This is a genomic window from Peptoniphilus sp. KCTC 25270 (genome assembly GCF_021012875.1).
Lineage (GTDB): Bacteria > Bacillota > Clostridia > Tissierellales > Peptoniphilaceae > JAJMZJ01.
Genome location: NZ_JAJMZJ010000001.1, coordinates 13,685 through 30,445 on the forward strand (window position 1 = coordinate 13,685; position 16,761 = coordinate 30,445).

Below are 16,761 nucleotides of genomic sequence, written 5' to 3' on the forward strand. Positions count from 1 at the left end.
GCATTAAATGAAATAGGAGATGGTATGTAAATAAAAAATGATCAAGAGTTATGGAGGGTTTTATTCCTAACTTGACTCTCTTAGAAAAGGGAAAGGAAATTGCTTTTAGGGAGTTAGTAACAACTGGTATGGTTCCGTTGTTTACTAAGGAATCCTCAAAGTTTATAGTTTTAGTACCAAGGAAAGAATAAAAGACGTTTATAACATAAGTTTATAAAATAAAAATTTTAGGAGGAAAAAATGAAAGTAGGTTTAATCGTAGGTTCATTAAGAAAGGAATCATACAATAGAAAGGTAGCAGAAGCAGTTAAAGAGCTCTTCCCTGCAAATGTAGAGGCGGAATTTATTGATATAACAAATCTTCCTTTATATAATACAGACTTAGAAGGTGAAAATGGTACGCCTGAATACGGTAGAGTAAGAGAAGAAGTTAGAAAATATGATGGCTACATTTTCTTTACTCCAGAGTATAATAGATCCTTAGCACCAGCATTGAAGAACTTAATCGATGTAGTTTCAGTGGATCCAAACGGAAACGCATGGGCTAAAAAACCGGCAGCCGTATTTAGTGCAACAATGGGACCGACAGGAGCTATGGCTTCAAATCTTGCATTACGTCAAGCATTTGTATATGTAGATCTAATTCCAATGCAACAGCCAGAAGTCTACCTATCAACAATCCAAGACTCATTTGATGAAGAAGGAAATATGACAGATAGAACGAGAAACTTTCTAGCAAAAGCCGTTGACGCATTTGTAAAACACGCTGAATTGGTCAGCAGACAAGAAAACTAATTCAATGATAGATATCCTCTTTACTGAAGGAACCAGTAGAGAGGGTATTTTTTTGAGTTTAAAGAGTATAAAGGAAATGACTAAGGATGATTGAACGATAAAAAGGTTTTTTAGATGATGGAAAAAGAAATGCATTATGGTTGATGGGTCTTTTGGAAATTTTTTAAAATGATAAAGGATTATGTATATTATTGCAACAAAGAAAGAATTCCATCTAAAACAAAAATGGATACTACCTATCAAGTACAAAGTAGCATCCATTATAATCAACGAATAGAAATTTCGTATTTAGTTTTACGGGTACACATCTGAAGGTTTTTTGTATTATTTTAAGTAATCTTCTATTATGTGTACATAGGCATTTGCAAATGCTAGGTATTGGCTTAATGGTATCCTTTCATCAATTTTATGGTTTAGCATTGGCATGCCGGGTCCGTATACAGCGAAGTCTATATTTTTAACATGTTTTGTAAATTGAGCGGCATCCGTTGTACCAGCAATTGTAATAGGACCAACCTCTTTCCATCCCTTAATTAGAGGATGATTTTTTAAGTCTTGGCTAGAGTATCTCCCATGCTTTTAAGTAGAGCATCAATCGATAGTTCAGGACTGTTATTAGCAATATTTGCTATAATTTTTACTAGATCTGAGTTGGGATTGGCTTCAACTGGCGGAAGGCTGGAGGTGACTCTTAATTCTAAATCAACGCCTTCTTTTTTATTTAGCTCATCGATAATTTCTTGAATACGGGCAATGATTTTGTCATTTTCTAATTCAGGAATCGTTCTAGCATTAGCTTCTAAGTAAGCTTGATCTGGTATTGAATTTACCTGAAGACCACCGCCAATTATTGTAATATTATGGTCAAAGTTTCCAAGTGAATCATTTTTTATCTGTTCATTCCAATCTTTGGCCTGTTTCGTTATTTTTTCACTTGCTAATAAAAGATTTTCGATAGCCTTGACACCTAGTTCCGGTGTTGATGAGTGAGCCGCCATTCCCTTGGAAATAACTTCATAGTTGAGGCTTCCTTTGTGGGCATATACTATCCCTATATTGCAAGGCTCGCCAATTAAAAGACCATCTACATTTTTCATATATGACTTTTCTTCTAATTGCTCAGCACCAAATTGTCCAACTTCCTCACCAACAGTAGCTAGTAGTCTAATGGTACCGTTAAAATTTTTCTTTTCATTGGCTTCTACTAAAGCTATTACCATGGCTGCAAGACCCGACTTCATATCTGAAGTCCCTCTACCCCAAATAACATCTCCGTCTATATGGCCAGAAAATGGAGGATAGGTCCATAGGTTTTCGTCCCCGGCTTCTACTACGTCCATATGGCCAGAAAGTACAAGAGTCTTTCTTTCTCCATTTGAAACCTCTACAACTAGGCTGGATCTTTCATCGTTATAGTCAATTAATTCCGATTCAATACCTTTACTTTTTAGAAAAATTTTCAAATAATTGGCCAACTCTTTTTCGTTAGTATTTACCGTTTTGATTTGAATCATATCCTGTAATAACTTAATTTTTTCATTTTTGTCTATTACTTCCTCCTTTATACAGCAACTAGTATTTATATCTATAATTATATCCATTTTACTTGATTAAAAACATCAGGTAAAATTCATACAACTTTGTAAAAGCAAAACGCTTATTATGGCAAAATGTTTTTGACAAAAAATATACCAGGAGGAAGGATATGATTTCTATAGATATTAAGTTGACGTGAATTGCATCTTAGTTCAACGAGAAATAGAAGGGCGCTGAAGAATGCCCTATGATTAATGAGTCTATTCTACAGGAAAATAAACTCCATTTGAATTGTAAAAAACTTGAAATATCATAAAATTTTTCATATAGAATTAATGAATAGATCGGAAACTTGATATTTATAAATAAGTAAAATGGATTATGAATAAAAATTTAAAAATGGAAGGAATTTTCTTTCTCTTTTTTTCAAAAACTTGTACATAAATTGATTTTTTGATATTATTATTGTGATAAATTTTGTATTCAATGAGATTTATATAAATAGAAACTGAGGTGCAGTTTGAGAAAATATAGAAAAAGGGAGCATGTAGAAAATTATTTACGTGCCAATTATCGAGGAAATACTCTTTTAGAAGATGTATTCTTGCCTCATAATTCTTTGCCAGAGATGGATTTTGATGAGGTGGACACTTCTGTTATGTATTTAGGGAAAAAAATTCATTTTCCTTTGATGATTAACGCTATGACAGGAGGTACGGATTTTACCGAGGATATCAATCGGGATTTGGCTGAGATTGCGAAAAGACTGCAACTTCCTATGGCTGTTGGTAGCGAAACCGTGGCCTTAGAGGAAGAAGATGCAAGGGAATCTTTTGAAATCGTTCGAAAAATTGTGGGAGAGGACGGAATGGTTCTTTCCAATTTAAGCGGTCGTCTTTCGAAAGAGGATGCAGAAAAAGCCATGGAAATTGTAAAAGCGGACGCCATTCAAGTTCATTTGAATCCAGCTCAGGAATTGGCCATGGAAGAAGGAGATCGTGAGTTTAAGGGAATTTTAGAAAATATTTCGACCCTCACAAAGGAAGTCCAAAAACCTGTAGTGGTAAAAGAAGTTGGGTTTGGTATGTCTGCGGAAACCGTTGAAAAACTTTATAAGGCCGGGGTTCGCAATGTGGATATTTCTGGATTTGGGGGAACCAATTTCTTTGAAGTAGAAAATTTACGTTGCCCTTCTGTGGATATGACAGATTTATATGGTTGGGGAAATCCAACGGCCTATTCTTTAATTGAGGCAAAAAAACTAGGTTATGAAGATTTGCATATTACAGCTTCTGGCGGCGTTTCCAATGCTTTGGATTTAGTAAAGTGTTTGGTTCTTGGAGCAGATATGGTCGGCATTAGTGGTGAACTTCTAAACTATTTAATCCATGGCGGATTGGAATATGCGACACAATATCTTGAAGATTTGATTCATAAGACCAAGGTAATTATGTTGTTATTGGGAGCAAAAAATATAGAGGAGCTATCCAAAGTAAATTGGAAGGCAACGGGAACATTAAAAGAGTTATTGGATTAAAAAAACCACTGGATTCCGAAAGGAGTCCAATGGTTCTTTTTTTAGATAATTTGGAAAGAGACACTTCCAATAAATGTTTTTTTCGTGTTTTCGATAAAGGAGTTTATAAATTCGTCTTCTAAAGATTTTTCTGTTTCAGAAAGATTGGAGGACATTTTTTTATAAGATCCTAAAGCGATGGCATAGAGGCGTAAATTTTCAGAATTGAGATTTTGGTCTCCTGAAAAAGTACGGGTCTCGCCCTTCCGTAGAGGTTGCAAATAGGTATAAACGCTTTGTCCTGTTGTGGGAAGTTTTCCATAAGTTTTTAAGGCAAAGAAAAAATAAATAGTGGCGCCCACTAGAGTAAGGAGGGCGGCTTGAATTTTTAGCCAAATACCAATGAATCCAATGAAATAAAAAGCAATGGAAAGAAGACCATAGACTAAGGTATTTCCATGGTTTCGATGGCTAGGATAAAGCAAATTTCTTTCGATGAGCTCTTCTTTTAGAAGATAGTACCATTGATTCAAATCACTGTAGAATTCATCCCCTTGATTTTTTTGGCTTTTTCCAATAAGAGAAAAGTCAATATTTCGACCCTTGGAGTGTTTTTGTAAAAAGTCGATTAAATACTCTTCACTTTTTGTGATAGGGCCAGGTTGTTCTTTCAATAAAAATCCAGATTCGGTTAAGGTATTTTCTTGAATCCATCCTTTACGATTCCAATCTAGAAAAGTAGCAGCAAGGGAATTTTCCGGTTTCAAGGGTCCTTGCAAAAGGAAGGAAACCTGAGAGGGGGTTAAACGAAGGTTTTTTATGGGAACGTTGGAAACTTTTGGGTGTTTTGACTTCTCTAAAAAATAGACAAAAATAGCCGATATTAGGATTCCAACTCCAAGAAGCAACCACAATTTGCTGGTATTGGAAATGTGTTGAAAATTCAGAATTTGGGTAATTAGACCTTGAGTGGTTTCAGTTGATTGGGAAGGCATATTCTTTTCCTTTCTTTTCGTGTTTGTATTATCATATCACAAAAAATCACAAAAAATATGAAATTAACGGGAAATAAAGTGAGGGATAAAAATGTATGATGTAATAATAATTGGAGCGGGCCCAGCCGGGTTAAGTGCAGGGATTTATGCTGGACGAGGAAAATTAAAGACTTTGATTTTGGAATATGGAATGGAAGGGGGACAAATGGGCCAGACTCTAGAGGTGGCCAATTATCCTGGCGTAATCGAAGGGGAAACTGGAATGGACTTGGCCCTTCGTATGTCCAAACAAGCCAAAAGCTTTGGAGCAGAAATTAAAATGGCAGAGGCAAAATCCATTCGCCTAGAGGGAAGTAAAAAAATTGTGGAAACGGATCAGGGGAATTTTGAGTCCAAAGCGGTGATTGTTGCCACAGGAACCAAATCGAGAAAATTGGGCGTTCCGGGAGAAGAGGAATACGCCGGTCGTGGCGTAAGTTATTGCGCTACTTGCGATGGACCTTTTTATAGTGGAGCGGAAATCTTTGTTATTGGCGGTGGGGATGCTGCCGTAGAAGAGGCCATTTATTTGACGCGATTTGCCAAGAAAGTACACATTGTTCATCGCCGGGATGAATTGCGTGCAGAGGCTTACTTAGAGGAAATGGCAAAAAACAACGAAAAAATTGATTTCTTCTGGAGTAGTGAGTTGGCAGAATTAAAAGGTTCTCAAATGTTAGAGGAAGTTTCCATTCGAAACAAAAAAACGGGAGAAGTTCAAAGCTTCCATAAAGACGAAGTAGGACCGTTGGGAGTTTTCATCTATGTAGGAAACGATCCACAAACGGCTTTTGTTTCGGAATTGGTGGAAAATGAAAAGGGATACATTGTAACGGATTCCAATCAAGAAACCAGCGTAAAGGGAATTTATGCGGCAGGAGATATTTGTAAAAAGAAAGTGCGACAAGTTATAAATTCGGCTTCAGAAGGAGCCATTGCTGCGATTTCTGCCATTGAATATTTAGAACGAAACGAATAAAAAAATCTTCAGCCATTGGCTGAAGATTTTTTATTGTGCGGTTTCTTCCTTAAAATATTTTGTTAATTGATCAATTAATTCTTGGGCTTTAATGGGAGCTTGAATATTGTAGCCTCCCGCCTGAATTTTTTCCATGGCGTTTTGTTCCTGTAGCATTTGAACAAAAACTTTTTCGTTTTGGATTAGTCCTTCTTTATAGACAATATTTGCCACTTCCTCTGGAGTTGTAGGAGAAGGGATTTCAATTTGTACGGTGCGTTTTGCTGCTTCTAAACCGCTTTTTGTTAAAAGAGCAAAGACTTCATCGTTGGTGGATCCTTTTGGAATATCAAAAGTACCTTTGGTAAAGTATTTTCCGTGTCCTTCTCTTAGAGAACGCTGTATAAAAGTTTCAGGATCTTGGATAAATCCGCTTTCTTTCAAAACTTGGGCTACGGCTTTTGGATCCGTATTGTCAATGTTTACCAAAACCGTTGGAGCCGTTTCCTCCTTGGTTTGGGTTTCTTTTAGATGCTCCAATTGTTTCTTGGAACTATCAATTTCTTCTGTAATGGTTGTGGATATTGGTTTTTCTGAACTGGTCATGGCAAAGAGATGATCAATGCGCCATTGAATAATGAAAACCAAAACAGCCAATATGGCGAGGACGGCGAGGAATCGCAACAATCCTATGAATGTACTGGTTAATCGATTAAATATCTTCAAAATAGCCTCTTTTCTATTTCTTCTCACTATGTTGTATAATAAAGGAAAACAAAAATACTTTATCAATCATATATTATAACAATAGAAAGGAAAAAGAGAAACCCTATGCGCCAATTTGAAATATTACGAAATGATGAAGGAATGCGTCTGGACCGCTATTTGAAGAAGATTTTACCAGAAGCGGGCCTTAGTTTATTGTATAAATCCATTCGAAAAAAGAATATTGTGGTAAATAAGAAAAAAGTCACCCAAGAATACATTTTGCAAAAGGGGGATATTGTTTCGATTTTCTTTTCAGAGGAAACGTTTAAGAAATTTGAAGGAGAAAAGAAGAAGAAAAAACGAGGCCATTATCCAAAAATTATCTTAGAAACAGAGGATGTTTTGATTATGGAAAAACCGGCGGGGATTTTAAGCCATGGTGCCGGTGGAAAATTTGAACGAAACATAGTTGACGATATGATTACCTATTTAATAGATAAGGGAGACTACGTTCCTAGAATAGAAAAAACTTTTACTCCATCCATTTGCAATCGCTTGGATCGGAATACGTCGGGTTTAATCATTGGGGCAAAAACCGCCGTGGGGCTTCGGGAAGTAAACCGGATGATTCGAGAAGGAAAGTTAGAAAAATATTACGTAACCATTTGTGAAGGAGAATTAAAAAAAGAAGAAAAAATTGTTTCTCGCATTGGGAAAAATGAGGAGAAAAACCGTGTATTTGCCCATGAAGAGGGGAAGGATTCTGTGGGAATTTATAAACCTTTGGAATACCAAAAGCCTTATACCCTTGTGGAAGTGAATTTGATTACAGGGCGAACCCACCAAATCCGTTATCAATTGTCTTCTATTGGTCATCCGGTTTTGGGAGATCAAAAATACGGGAAGAACCGGGGGAAAAATCCCTATGGAGTAAACCATCAATTGCTCCATTCTTATAAGTTGGTATTTCCTAAAATAGAGGGGTCTTTGAAGGAATTAAGCGAAAAGGTTATTGTAAGCGAGCCAAAAGGGGAATTGGAAAGAGTTTGGAAGGAAATTTCTAAGGGGAAATAAAAAGGAGAAGAAATGAATCGTGGAATGGTTTATCCCATAGGCCAAGGGCGCAGGGATTTTATAGAAGAGTTAGGGAGAAAAAATCGAGAAAATCCCTACGAAAAGCGGATGATTCTTTTGCCCAATCGAAGTAGCATGGAAAGTTTGAAGCGAGAAATTGCAGAGCGTTTCCATGGATATATTGGATTGGAATTTTTTACTTTTGATGATTTGGCCCGTTATTTTTCCTTTGGAAAAGAAGAGGAGAAAATGCCCTTTTTTCCTTATATGTTTCAGGAAAAATTAAAGGAGAGAAAGGAAGAGTTTCCTTATTTTGGAGAGTCTTTTGCCTTTTTATCTTCCATAGAGAGTTTTCTGTCTCTATTTGAAAAAATGGAAGAAGGGGAAAAGCAAGGAGAAGAATTTTTCCAAAAGATTCCCGTTACAGGACGAGAGGAGATGGAGAAAATCTATCTTCTTTACAAGGAATATGGAGAAAAATGGGGAATTACGTCGATTCGAGAAATTTATAAAGAGGCCATAGAAAATATTCAAGAGGGAATTTTTGAAAAGGAAGAATTGTATTTTTATGGGTTTAGCCGCTTTCGCCCTATGGAGGGACGGTTGTTAAAGGCTCTTGTGAAAGGGAATTTTTCCATAACGGGCTATCTATCTTTTGAAATGGAACAGGGTCATGAATTTTTTGAAGAAACCTTAGAGAAGCTGGAAAAAATTGGTTTCTTACTGGAAAGACGAGAGGAAGAAAATCCCGCTCCATTCCAAGAAATTGCCTGGGGAAAACACCCTATAAAAAAAGAATGGGGCGAGAATTTGTTTTTTCTTCAATCCCATAGAAAACAATATCTTCATGAGGAAATTTTAGACCGTGCTCTTTTGGATAACGAAAAATTCCATTGGAATCAGATGGGAATTTTGGTGACCTCAGAGGGGGAGAAGGAAGAATATAGAAGATTGGCCAAGGCAAAAGGAATTCCTTTGGAAGAGAAAAGAGGAGAATTGAACGAGGAAAAACGCTCTATTTTTGCTACTTTCCTCCAACAGGGAGAATATTCTCAAAAAGGGATGGAAGGCTTAATATATCGTTTGGAATCTTCTTGGCACCCTATAGTCGAAGAACCTGAAAAAATATTGGAAATTTTTTACCGCACCAATGGAAATAGCTATGAAGAATTAATCCATGACTTTCAGAATCATACTCTTTTGGATTTGCGTGAGGAAGACATTGAAATTTTACAAGGAACCTACGAAAAAATCCAAGAGGATATGTCCCATTGTCCTAAGGGGAAATTTTCAGAAATTTTAGATTATCTTTCATGGAAGATAGAGAATATGAAAGCCCAAGTAGAGGAAGAGTTGAAAATATGGATGGATGAAATTTTAGAAATTCTATCTTCATGGGAGGCGTATCGGTCCCATTTGGAGGAGATGGAGCTTTCTCAATTTCTATCTATTTTGAAAGAAGAGATGGAAAGAAAAGAAGAAATTCCTACCTACGAAGAGGAAGGGTTAAGGATTTTAACTCTTCAGGAATCCATGGGGACGTATTTTCCTTGGTTGGGGATTTCTAATTTAGAGGGGAAATTTCCTCAATCAGAACCTATGAACTTTTTCTACCATTTAGGAAACCGAGAAGAATGGATTCCATTTGGCCCGATTTTCGAAGGGGAAACGAGAAAAGAAGAGATGGAATATGTATTTTTTCACGCTTTGTCCCAAGGAGACGTTTGTTATTTAGGACAAGGGGGCGAAGAAGAGGATGTATCTCCTATTTGGATTCAATTGGAAGAGCGATTGGAAGAAATCAATAAAAAATCCATCCACCACGGAAAAAAGAAATATAGAATGCACCATGGAGAAGAGGAAAAATATAAATATTCCTCTGAGAGAAATCCCATGAAATTAGAGGAAAGGATTCGAGAGGATGTTTTATCTTCTATGAAAAACCGAAAATTGTCGGCGACGTTTTTGGACCAGTTTATAAAATGTCCCTATGCTTTTTATATGGATCAGTTTTTAATGAAAGATTCTTTGCCTAAATCTGTGGCCATGGAACAAGCTTTATCCATTGGAAAATTCTACCATTTTGTTTTGGAGGGATTTTTTAAGCAAGGGAAAAACATCCAAGAACTTCCTCAACTGATGGATCAGTATCTTTATCGAGTGGACTTTATGGAACGTTTTGAGCCTTTGGAGTTTGAGGTAATGGTTCCCCTTTGGAAAAAATCCATCTCTGCCTTTATTGCCATAGATGAAGAGCGACGAAACAATGAGAAAAAAGACGGAGGATTTTATCCGAAGGCCTTTGAAGAGCGATTTGAAATGGAAGTGTCTGGCTACAAATGGGTAGGCGTGATTGACCGAATTGATGAAAATGCATTGGGACAGGAAATTGTTGTGGATTTTAAGAAAAAAAGCGGCGTAAGTCCTAGTGTTTTTGCCCAAGGGAAAAGTTTCCAATTGCCTCTTTATGCCTATAGCCGATATCTACAAGGAAAAGAGGTTGTTTCTTTGGGATATGGAGAAATTGAAAAAGGGAAATTTTCAACGGTTTTACGAAACGAAGAAGCGGCGGGGAAATATTTCCGGGCGAGTTCTTCCATTTATAAGAATCAAGAAGAAATGGAAGCTTTTTACCGAGAATTTCCGGAGAAGCTTACCTTGTTGTTGAAGGAAATCGAAAAGGGAGAATATCCGCCGATTCCTGAAAAACCAGAAAATTGCAATTATTGTCAATACAAAGAAATTTGTAGAAAGGAGCAATATTATGTCGGAACAATGGAATGAGATACAAAGAGAAGCCATAACGGATTTAGAACATTCCATCGTTCTTCATGCAGGGGCTGGTGCGGGAAAAACCAAAGTGTTAACCAATCGCTTTTTTCGGATTATTGAAAAGGGACAGGAAGAAGGAAAGAACCTTCGGATTTTGGCCATTACTTTTACCAAAAAAGCGAGCCGAGAAATGCAAAATCGGATTATGTCCTTGGTGGCTGGAGATAAGAAGAAATTAGAAAGCTTAAACCACAGTAGCGTTCAAACCATCGATAGTTTTTGTACGGATTTGGTTCGTCAATACGCTCCCATTTTGGGAATTTCTCCAGGATTTTCCGTAATGGAAGAATACCAAAGCAAGGGAATTTTATCAGAAATTATAGGAGAAACCCTTCGGACAGCCTATGTACAAGAGCCCATTTTCCGAGAATTTATGGAAGAAATGGAATGGAATTTTTCAAAAGGGGAAAAAGAATTTTTTGACCTGTATATGGATTTGCGACAAAATGGAAATTTGGACCAATTTGTGCCGAGGGAAATCAAGGGGAGAGAAAATCCCTTAGAAGAAGGAAAGCAAATTATGAAAGATTTGCGAGAACTTTCCATGGGCAAAACGACCAAAGCCTACAAACATTTGTATGGAGAAAAGGCAGAATCTTTCTATTCGGGGCTCCTTTCCCAAGAAGAAGAATGGGCGTTTATAGAAGAAACCCCATCGGCCTGTTCTCGATTGTCTGGGGGAAAAGAGTTTTTGGAGGGTTTGAAATCTTTAGTGGAAAAGCGAAAAGGGGAAGAAGAACACAAAAACATTCCCTATATCGAAAAGATTTCAGAACTTTTGCAAGAAATTCATAAAAAATATTGGGCAAGAAAGCGAGAAGAGGAAAAGTTAGATTTTGGGGATTTATTGGAACAGTCCTTAAAGTTACTGGAACGAGAGGATTTACGAGAAGAAATCCAAAATCTCTACGACTATGTTTTAGTGGATGAATTTCAAGATACCAATTTGCAACAGATCCAGCTGATTCGAACTCTTTCCCAAAAAGGAAATTTATTTATTGTAGGGGATAAAAAACAATCCATTTACGGATTCCGCGGTTCGGATGTAACCTCTTCCCAAGAATTTACGAAAAAAATGGTAGAAGAAGGGTTCCGAGAATTGATTATGTCCAAAAACTATCGCAGTTCCACTGAATTGATGGATCGAATGAATGCATTTTTTCAAGACAAAATGGAAGAATATTCTCCTTTGGAAGGCCATCAATCTCTGGGGGATTTTGTCTATGGAATCAAAAATCTGGTGGAAGAAAAGCAATCCAAAGAAGAAAAAATCACCGCAGAGGCGGAATATATCGCTCGGGAATTTTTGGAAAACCGAAAGAATTCCAATTTAGAGACCATGGCTCTATTGTTGAGAACATCCACTCAGATGCCAATTTATGAAGAAGTTTTTCGAAAATGGAACATTCCCTTTGTCAATCGGAAATCCCAAGGATTTTTCCAACAGCGGGAAATTATGGATTTGCTTCTACTATTGGAATCCCTCTTTCAATCGGAAAATAAAATTTCTCAAATTGGCGTTTTGCGTTCTCCCTTTGTGGGCCTAGAAGATTCTTCCATTTATAAAATGTATAAAGAGGATTTGGAATGGGAAGAAGGGGAAGAAAAAAGCAAATGGGAGCGTTGGAAGAAAAAACAAGAACAATGGAAAAGAGAATTGGAAAGGGGAGAAATTTCCTCTTTCTTAGAAAAAATCTATTGGATGGAAGGATATGAAGATTTTGTAAAAGAGGAATATGGGGAACAAGGCGTGGAAAATCTTTTGGATTTCTTGGAAATGGCTCGCCATTATGAAGAGGAATTTGAAGATAGTTTGGTCGGGTTTTTGTCCTATATTCACAAGAAAAAACAGTGGGAGGATCCAGCACAACCGGATATTTTCTCCTCTGAAAAATATATAGAAATTTCTACGATTCATGGTTCCAAAGGTTTGGAATACGACGTTGTTTTCTTAGGAGATTTATCTGCCTCTGGACGGAAGACAAAACAAGATCTAAATTTTTCCCGGGAGTACGGCCCAGGAATTCAATGGGACGGGCGAGATTATATTCACGGAAAAAATCTAGAGGTACGGGACCAATTTGAGGAAGAAGAGCAGTTGCGTCTTTTGTATGTAGGAATGACTCGGGCGAAAAAACAATTGCATCTTCTGAAAAGCTCAGAGGATGACAAAGGATTTATGAAATATTTTCAAGATTTTCCCTACGAGATTCCAGAAAGAGAATACACAAATACAAAATTAGAAGAAAGTCCAAAAGAAGAAGAACCTTTGATTCAACCTTCCTATCGCCAAAAGAAAAGGCAGATTTCCATTTCTCCTTCGAAACTCTTGAGGGAAGAGAGAGAAATTTCTGTATATGAGGAGGCCATAGGAAAGGAAAAAAAGGCAGACGAAGTAGGGAATTTGCTCCATTTATATGCTGCTTTAACAAAGTCGCCCAATGGAAAAATTCAAGAAAAGATTTTGGAAAAGGCTACAGAGATTTTGTCTGAAGAAGAAAAAAATCGTTTGGAATCTCTTTTGGAAAAATACAATCGTCGCTTGGAAAAAGTGGAAGTTCTATCTACAGAAATGCCTTTTCAAATTCCCTTGGAAGGGTTTCATTTGGAAGGAATTTTTGACCAAATGGCAAAAGACGAAGAAGGAATCAAACTGATCGATATAAAAACGGGGCGCCGGGGAGCAAAAACAGCTTCTATGCCTCAGTACAAAAAGCAATTGCAACTCTATGGGATTGCTTGGCGAAGAATTTATGGAGAGGAGATTCCTTTGGAATTGTTATTTTTGGAAACGGGGGAAGAAGTTTCTGTAGAAAATATTTCAGAATGGGAAGAGAAAACATGGCTAGAGAATCTAGAACGGACCTATTTTGACAGAATGAAAACAGAGTGATAATATGTATCAAAACAGGAAGGTGGGAGTAGAATGAATCAGGAAAAGAAATTTCAAGTTACGGGGATGACTTGTTCTGCCTGTGTAGCGGCTGTGGAAAAATCCGTAAAAAAACTTGAGGGAATCGATTCCGTTGCGGTAAACCTTTTAACCAATTCTATGAAAGTTTCCTATGATTCCGATATTGTGGAAGCGGGAAAAATTATAGAAGCCGTAGAAAAAGCGGGTTACGAAGCAAAGGAAGAAGCCGTAGAAAAAGCAAAAGAGAAAAAAGTAAATCGCGATCCCTATAAAGAGATGTTAGAAATTCAGCAAAAACGGCTGATTTGGTCCTTGTTTCTCTTAATCCCTCTTTTATACATTGCCATGGGGCCTATGGTTGGGCTCTATGAATTTCCGATTTTCAAAGGTCATGAGAATCATTTGATTTTTGCTTTGACTCAAATGTTTTTAACGGCAGGAATTCTTTTGATTCACAATCATTATTATAAAAATGGGTTGCAGGCGTTATTCCGTAGAAATCCCAATATGGACACACTCATTGCCGTAGGATCTGGAGCGGGATTCTTATATGGGATTTTTGTTATTTTTCGATTAGCCTATGGTTATGGCCATGGAGATATGGACTTGATAATGACCTATGGTCATGAATTGTATTTTGAATCTTCAGGAACCATTGTGGTTTTAATTGCCTTTGGGAAGTGGCTAGAGGCGAGAGCCAAACGAAGAACTTCCAACGCCATAACTCAGCTGATGGATTTAACGCCTCCTTCTGGGCGAGTGATTCGAAATGGGGAAGAGATTATTCTGCCTATTGAAGAAGTGGTAAAGGGAGATATTCTCGTTCTTGGTCCAGGGGAAAATGTTCCAGTGGATGGAATCGTAACGGAGGGATTTACCTCCATTGATGAATCGGCTTTAAGTGGCGAATCCATTCCCGTGGAAAAACACGTAGGGGACAAAATTATGGCGGCTACAACCAATGGGGGAGGGCGTATTTTATTTGAGGCCACCTCTGTTGGAGAAGATACAACCATTTCAAAAATTATTGCTTTGGTGGAAGATGCCAATGCAACCAAAGCGCCGATTTCCAAATTGGCGGACCGAATTTCTGGGATTTTTGTTCCCATTGTAATGGGAATTTCCCTAATTACTTTCCTCGTTTGGATGGGAACGGGGCAAGGATTCGAATTTTCTCTTCGAATGGCCATTGCCGTTTTGGTAATTAGTTGCCCTTGTGCCTTAGGCCTTGCCACTCCCGTTGCCATTATGGTAGGAACGGGATTGGGAGCCAAAGGGGGCGTATTGTTTAAGTCTGCAGAAAGTTTAGAAATTTTGCATCATGTGGACACCATTGTATTGGACAAAACGGGAACCATTACTAGGGGAAAACCCTTTGTAACCGATGTTTTTGGTGTGGAAAAAAATCCGAAGGATCTTTTGGCTTTGGCCTATGCTTTGGAAAAAAATTCAGAGCATCCTTTGGCCGATGCCGTAGTTCGTGGATTTGAAACCATAGAAGAAAAGGGAGAAATGAAAACCGTAGAAAATTTCCAAGCCATTCCAGGGAAAGGATTGGAAGGAACGGTGGAAGGAAAAAGAATCTTTGCCGGGAATAAAACGTTAATGGAAGAAAATGGAATTTCCTTGGAGTTGGTAGAGGAAGAATTGTCTTTGGCTTTATCCCAAGGGAAAACGCCCCTGTTTTTTGGCGAAAAAGACCATTTTTATGGTTGGATTGCGGCGAAGGATTTGGTAAAGGAAAGCTCTCTAGAAGCTTTGAAAAAATTGCAAGAAATGGGAAAAGAAACGGTAATGTTAACGGGAGATAACGAAAAGACGGCCAAAGCCGTAGGCGAATCTCTGCCCATTGATAAAATAATTGCCGAGGTTTTGCCTCAAGAAAAAGAATCCTACATTCGTGAATTTGAAGAAAAAGGGAAAAAAGTGGCCATGGTAGGAGATGGAATCAACGATGCCCCCGCCTTGGCTCGGGCGGATGTAGGAATTGCCATTGGCGCCGGAACAGATATTGCCATGGAAAGTGCGGATTTGGTTTTAATGAAGAGCAATCTATTGGATGTTGTTGAAGCCATTCGTTTGTCAGAAAATACCATCCGAAATATTAAACAAAATCTATTCTGGGCGTTTTTCTACAATGTAATTTGTATTCCTGTGGCAGCTGGAGTATTTTATCCCCATTTTGGGTTAACATTAAATCCTATGATTGCTGCTTTTGCTATGAGTATTAGCTCTCTATTTGTAGTAAGTAACGCTTTGCGTTTGAACTTGGTAAAAATAGGGAATGATAGCAGTAAGGACGAATCTTTAGAAGAAGATTCAGAAATTCATTTTCATAAGAAAGAGCTTCAAGAAGAAAAGCCAAATAAAAAGGAGAGAAAACAAATGGAAAAAAGAACGTTGGAATTGGACGGATTAAGTTGCAACCATTGCGTTATGCGTGTAGAAAAAATTCTAAACGATATGAAGGGAATTGAAGCAAAAGTAACCTTAGATCCACAAGAAGCTGTTATTTTTGCGGAAGATTTGAAGGATATAAAAATTGAAGAAATTCAAAAACAAATTACCGAAGCCGGTTACGATGTAAAATCGGTAAAATAAAAAAAGGCCCGGATGTATTTTGCATCGGGGCTTTTCTATGGAGAGAAAAAATAGGGTATAACATAGAAAGAAAAAAAGAATAGGAGGGACACTATGAGTGATTTTTCTTTTGAAATTGTGGAACATATTGGCGTTTTAGGAGAGGGAAAAGACGGCTGGAGAAAAGAATTAAACCGAGTAAGCTATAGTGGACACAAACCAAAATTTGATATTCGTAGTTGGAATGAAGACCATAGCAAAATGTCTAAGGGAATTACTTTATCCGATGAAGAATTTATGGAGCTAAGAGAATTACTAAAATAAAATAATAGAAAGTTAGGAAGAAAATGACTTTTAAGGAAAAAATTCGCAAACAGGCCATGGAATATAGTAGAGGACGATATGGCCCCGATTCTCTCAATCGATTTTTACAATGGACTTCGATTCTATTGGTTGTACTGGGAGTGGTAACGCCCTATCGTTGGATTATTGTTTTGGGATTTTTGGGAATGATTGGGGTAAATTTCCGTATGTTAAGCAAAAATATTTCCCAAAGACGCTTGGAAAATCAAAAATTTCAAAAAATCGTTGCGCCGATTCAAAAGCAACTAAATATTGGAAAGACCCAACGAAAAGAGTGGAAGACATCGAGAATTGTTCGTTGTCCTCATTGTAAAGAAGCTTTGCGTTTGCCAAAAAACAAAGGGAAGCTTCGAATTACTTGTCCCCATTGTAAAGGAACTTTTGAAAAACGGGTTTAAGGGAGAAAAATCTCCGTAAAAAGAAAAAATAGGGCTTTCATTGAGAAAAAAGC

Annotated in this window: 12 protein-coding genes; 9 read left to right on the forward strand and 3 right to left on the reverse strand. The window is 37.5% G+C overall.

Features of this window, described 5'->3' with window-relative positions; all coding sequences use genetic code 11:
• Positions 1–240: 240 nt before the first annotated feature.
• The gene (locus tag LQU94_RS00055; RefSeq protein WP_230633894.1) at positions 241–795 is read left to right on the forward strand and encodes an NADPH-dependent FMN reductase; all 555 of its coding nucleotides are present in this window, start codon (positions 241–243) and stop codon (positions 793–795) included.
• A 548-nt stretch (positions 796–1,343) separates the two neighbouring features.
• Here LQU94_RS00055 and LQU94_RS00060 read toward each other — a convergent pair.
• Complete coding sequence (locus LQU94_RS00060; RefSeq protein WP_230633895.1) at positions 1,344–2,396, reverse strand: ArgE/DapE family deacylase; 1,053 nt, start codon at positions 2,394–2,396, stop codon at positions 1,344–1,346.
• A gap of 455 nt (positions 2,397–2,851) precedes the next feature.
• Here LQU94_RS00060 and fni point away from each other — a divergent pair, with 455 nt between their 5' ends.
• A complete protein-coding gene (gene fni, locus LQU94_RS00065; protein WP_230633896.1) occupies positions 2,852–3,868 on the forward strand; it encodes a type 2 isopentenyl-diphosphate Delta-isomerase in 1,017 nt (338 codons plus the stop codon).
• Positions 3,869–3,909: 41 nt separating this feature from the next.
• Here fni and LQU94_RS00070 read toward each other — a convergent pair whose 3' ends face one another.
• Positions 3,910–4,842: a DUF2207 domain-containing protein gene (locus tag LQU94_RS00070; RefSeq protein ID WP_230633897.1), complete on the reverse strand. Its 933-nt coding sequence runs from the start codon at positions 4,840–4,842 to the stop codon at positions 3,910–3,912.
• A gap of 91 nt (positions 4,843–4,933) precedes the next feature.
• Here LQU94_RS00070 and trxB point away from each other — a divergent pair, with 91 nt between their 5' ends.
• Entirely contained in the window at positions 4,934–5,860 is a 927-nt protein-coding gene (gene trxB / locus LQU94_RS00075; protein WP_230633898.1) for a thioredoxin-disulfide reductase, read from the forward strand.
• Positions 5,861–5,890: 30 nt separating this feature from the next.
• Here the strand turns inward: trxB and LQU94_RS00080 are convergent, their stop codons facing one another.
• Positions 5,891–6,565: a hypothetical protein gene (locus LQU94_RS00080; RefSeq protein WP_230633899.1), complete on the reverse strand. Its 675-nt coding sequence runs from the start codon at positions 6,563–6,565 to the stop codon at positions 5,891–5,893.
• A 105-nt stretch (positions 6,566–6,670) separates the two neighbouring features.
• On the opposite strand from LQU94_RS00080, the gene LQU94_RS00085 reads away from it, so the two are divergent.
• From LQU94_RS00085 to LQU94_RS00110, 6 genes are all read left to right on the forward strand, one after another.
• On the forward strand, positions 6,671–7,621 hold the full coding sequence (locus LQU94_RS00085; RefSeq protein WP_230633900.1) for an RluA family pseudouridine synthase: 951 nt from the start codon (positions 6,671–6,673) through the stop codon (positions 7,619–7,621).
• Positions 7,622–7,633: 12 nt separating this feature from the next.
• Positions 7,634–10,405: a PD-(D/E)XK nuclease family protein gene (locus tag LQU94_RS00090; protein ID WP_230633901.1), complete on the forward strand. Its 2,772-nt coding sequence runs from the start codon at positions 7,634–7,636 to the stop codon at positions 10,403–10,405.
• The gene (locus LQU94_RS00095) at positions 10,386–13,346 is read left to right on the forward strand and encodes an exodeoxyribonuclease V subunit beta (RefSeq protein ID WP_230633902.1); all 2,961 of its coding nucleotides are present in this window, start codon (positions 10,386–10,388) and stop codon (positions 13,344–13,346) included. The genes LQU94_RS00090 and LQU94_RS00095 overlap by 20 nt, the downstream gene beginning before the upstream one ends.
• Before the next feature lie 33 nt (positions 13,347–13,379).
• A complete protein-coding gene (locus tag LQU94_RS00100; protein WP_230633903.1) occupies positions 13,380–15,968 on the forward strand; it encodes a heavy metal translocating P-type ATPase in 2,589 nt (862 codons plus the stop codon).
• A gap of 93 nt (positions 15,969–16,061) precedes the next feature.
• A complete protein-coding gene (locus LQU94_RS00105; RefSeq protein WP_230633904.1) occupies positions 16,062–16,271 on the forward strand; it encodes a YdbC family protein in 210 nt (69 codons plus the stop codon).
• Between the two features lie 23 nt (positions 16,272–16,294).
• Positions 16,295–16,708, forward strand: a complete 414-nt coding sequence (locus LQU94_RS00110) for a zinc-ribbon domain-containing protein (RefSeq protein WP_230633905.1) — start codon at positions 16,295–16,297, stop codon at positions 16,706–16,708.
• Positions 16,709–16,761 lie beyond the last annotated feature (53 nt).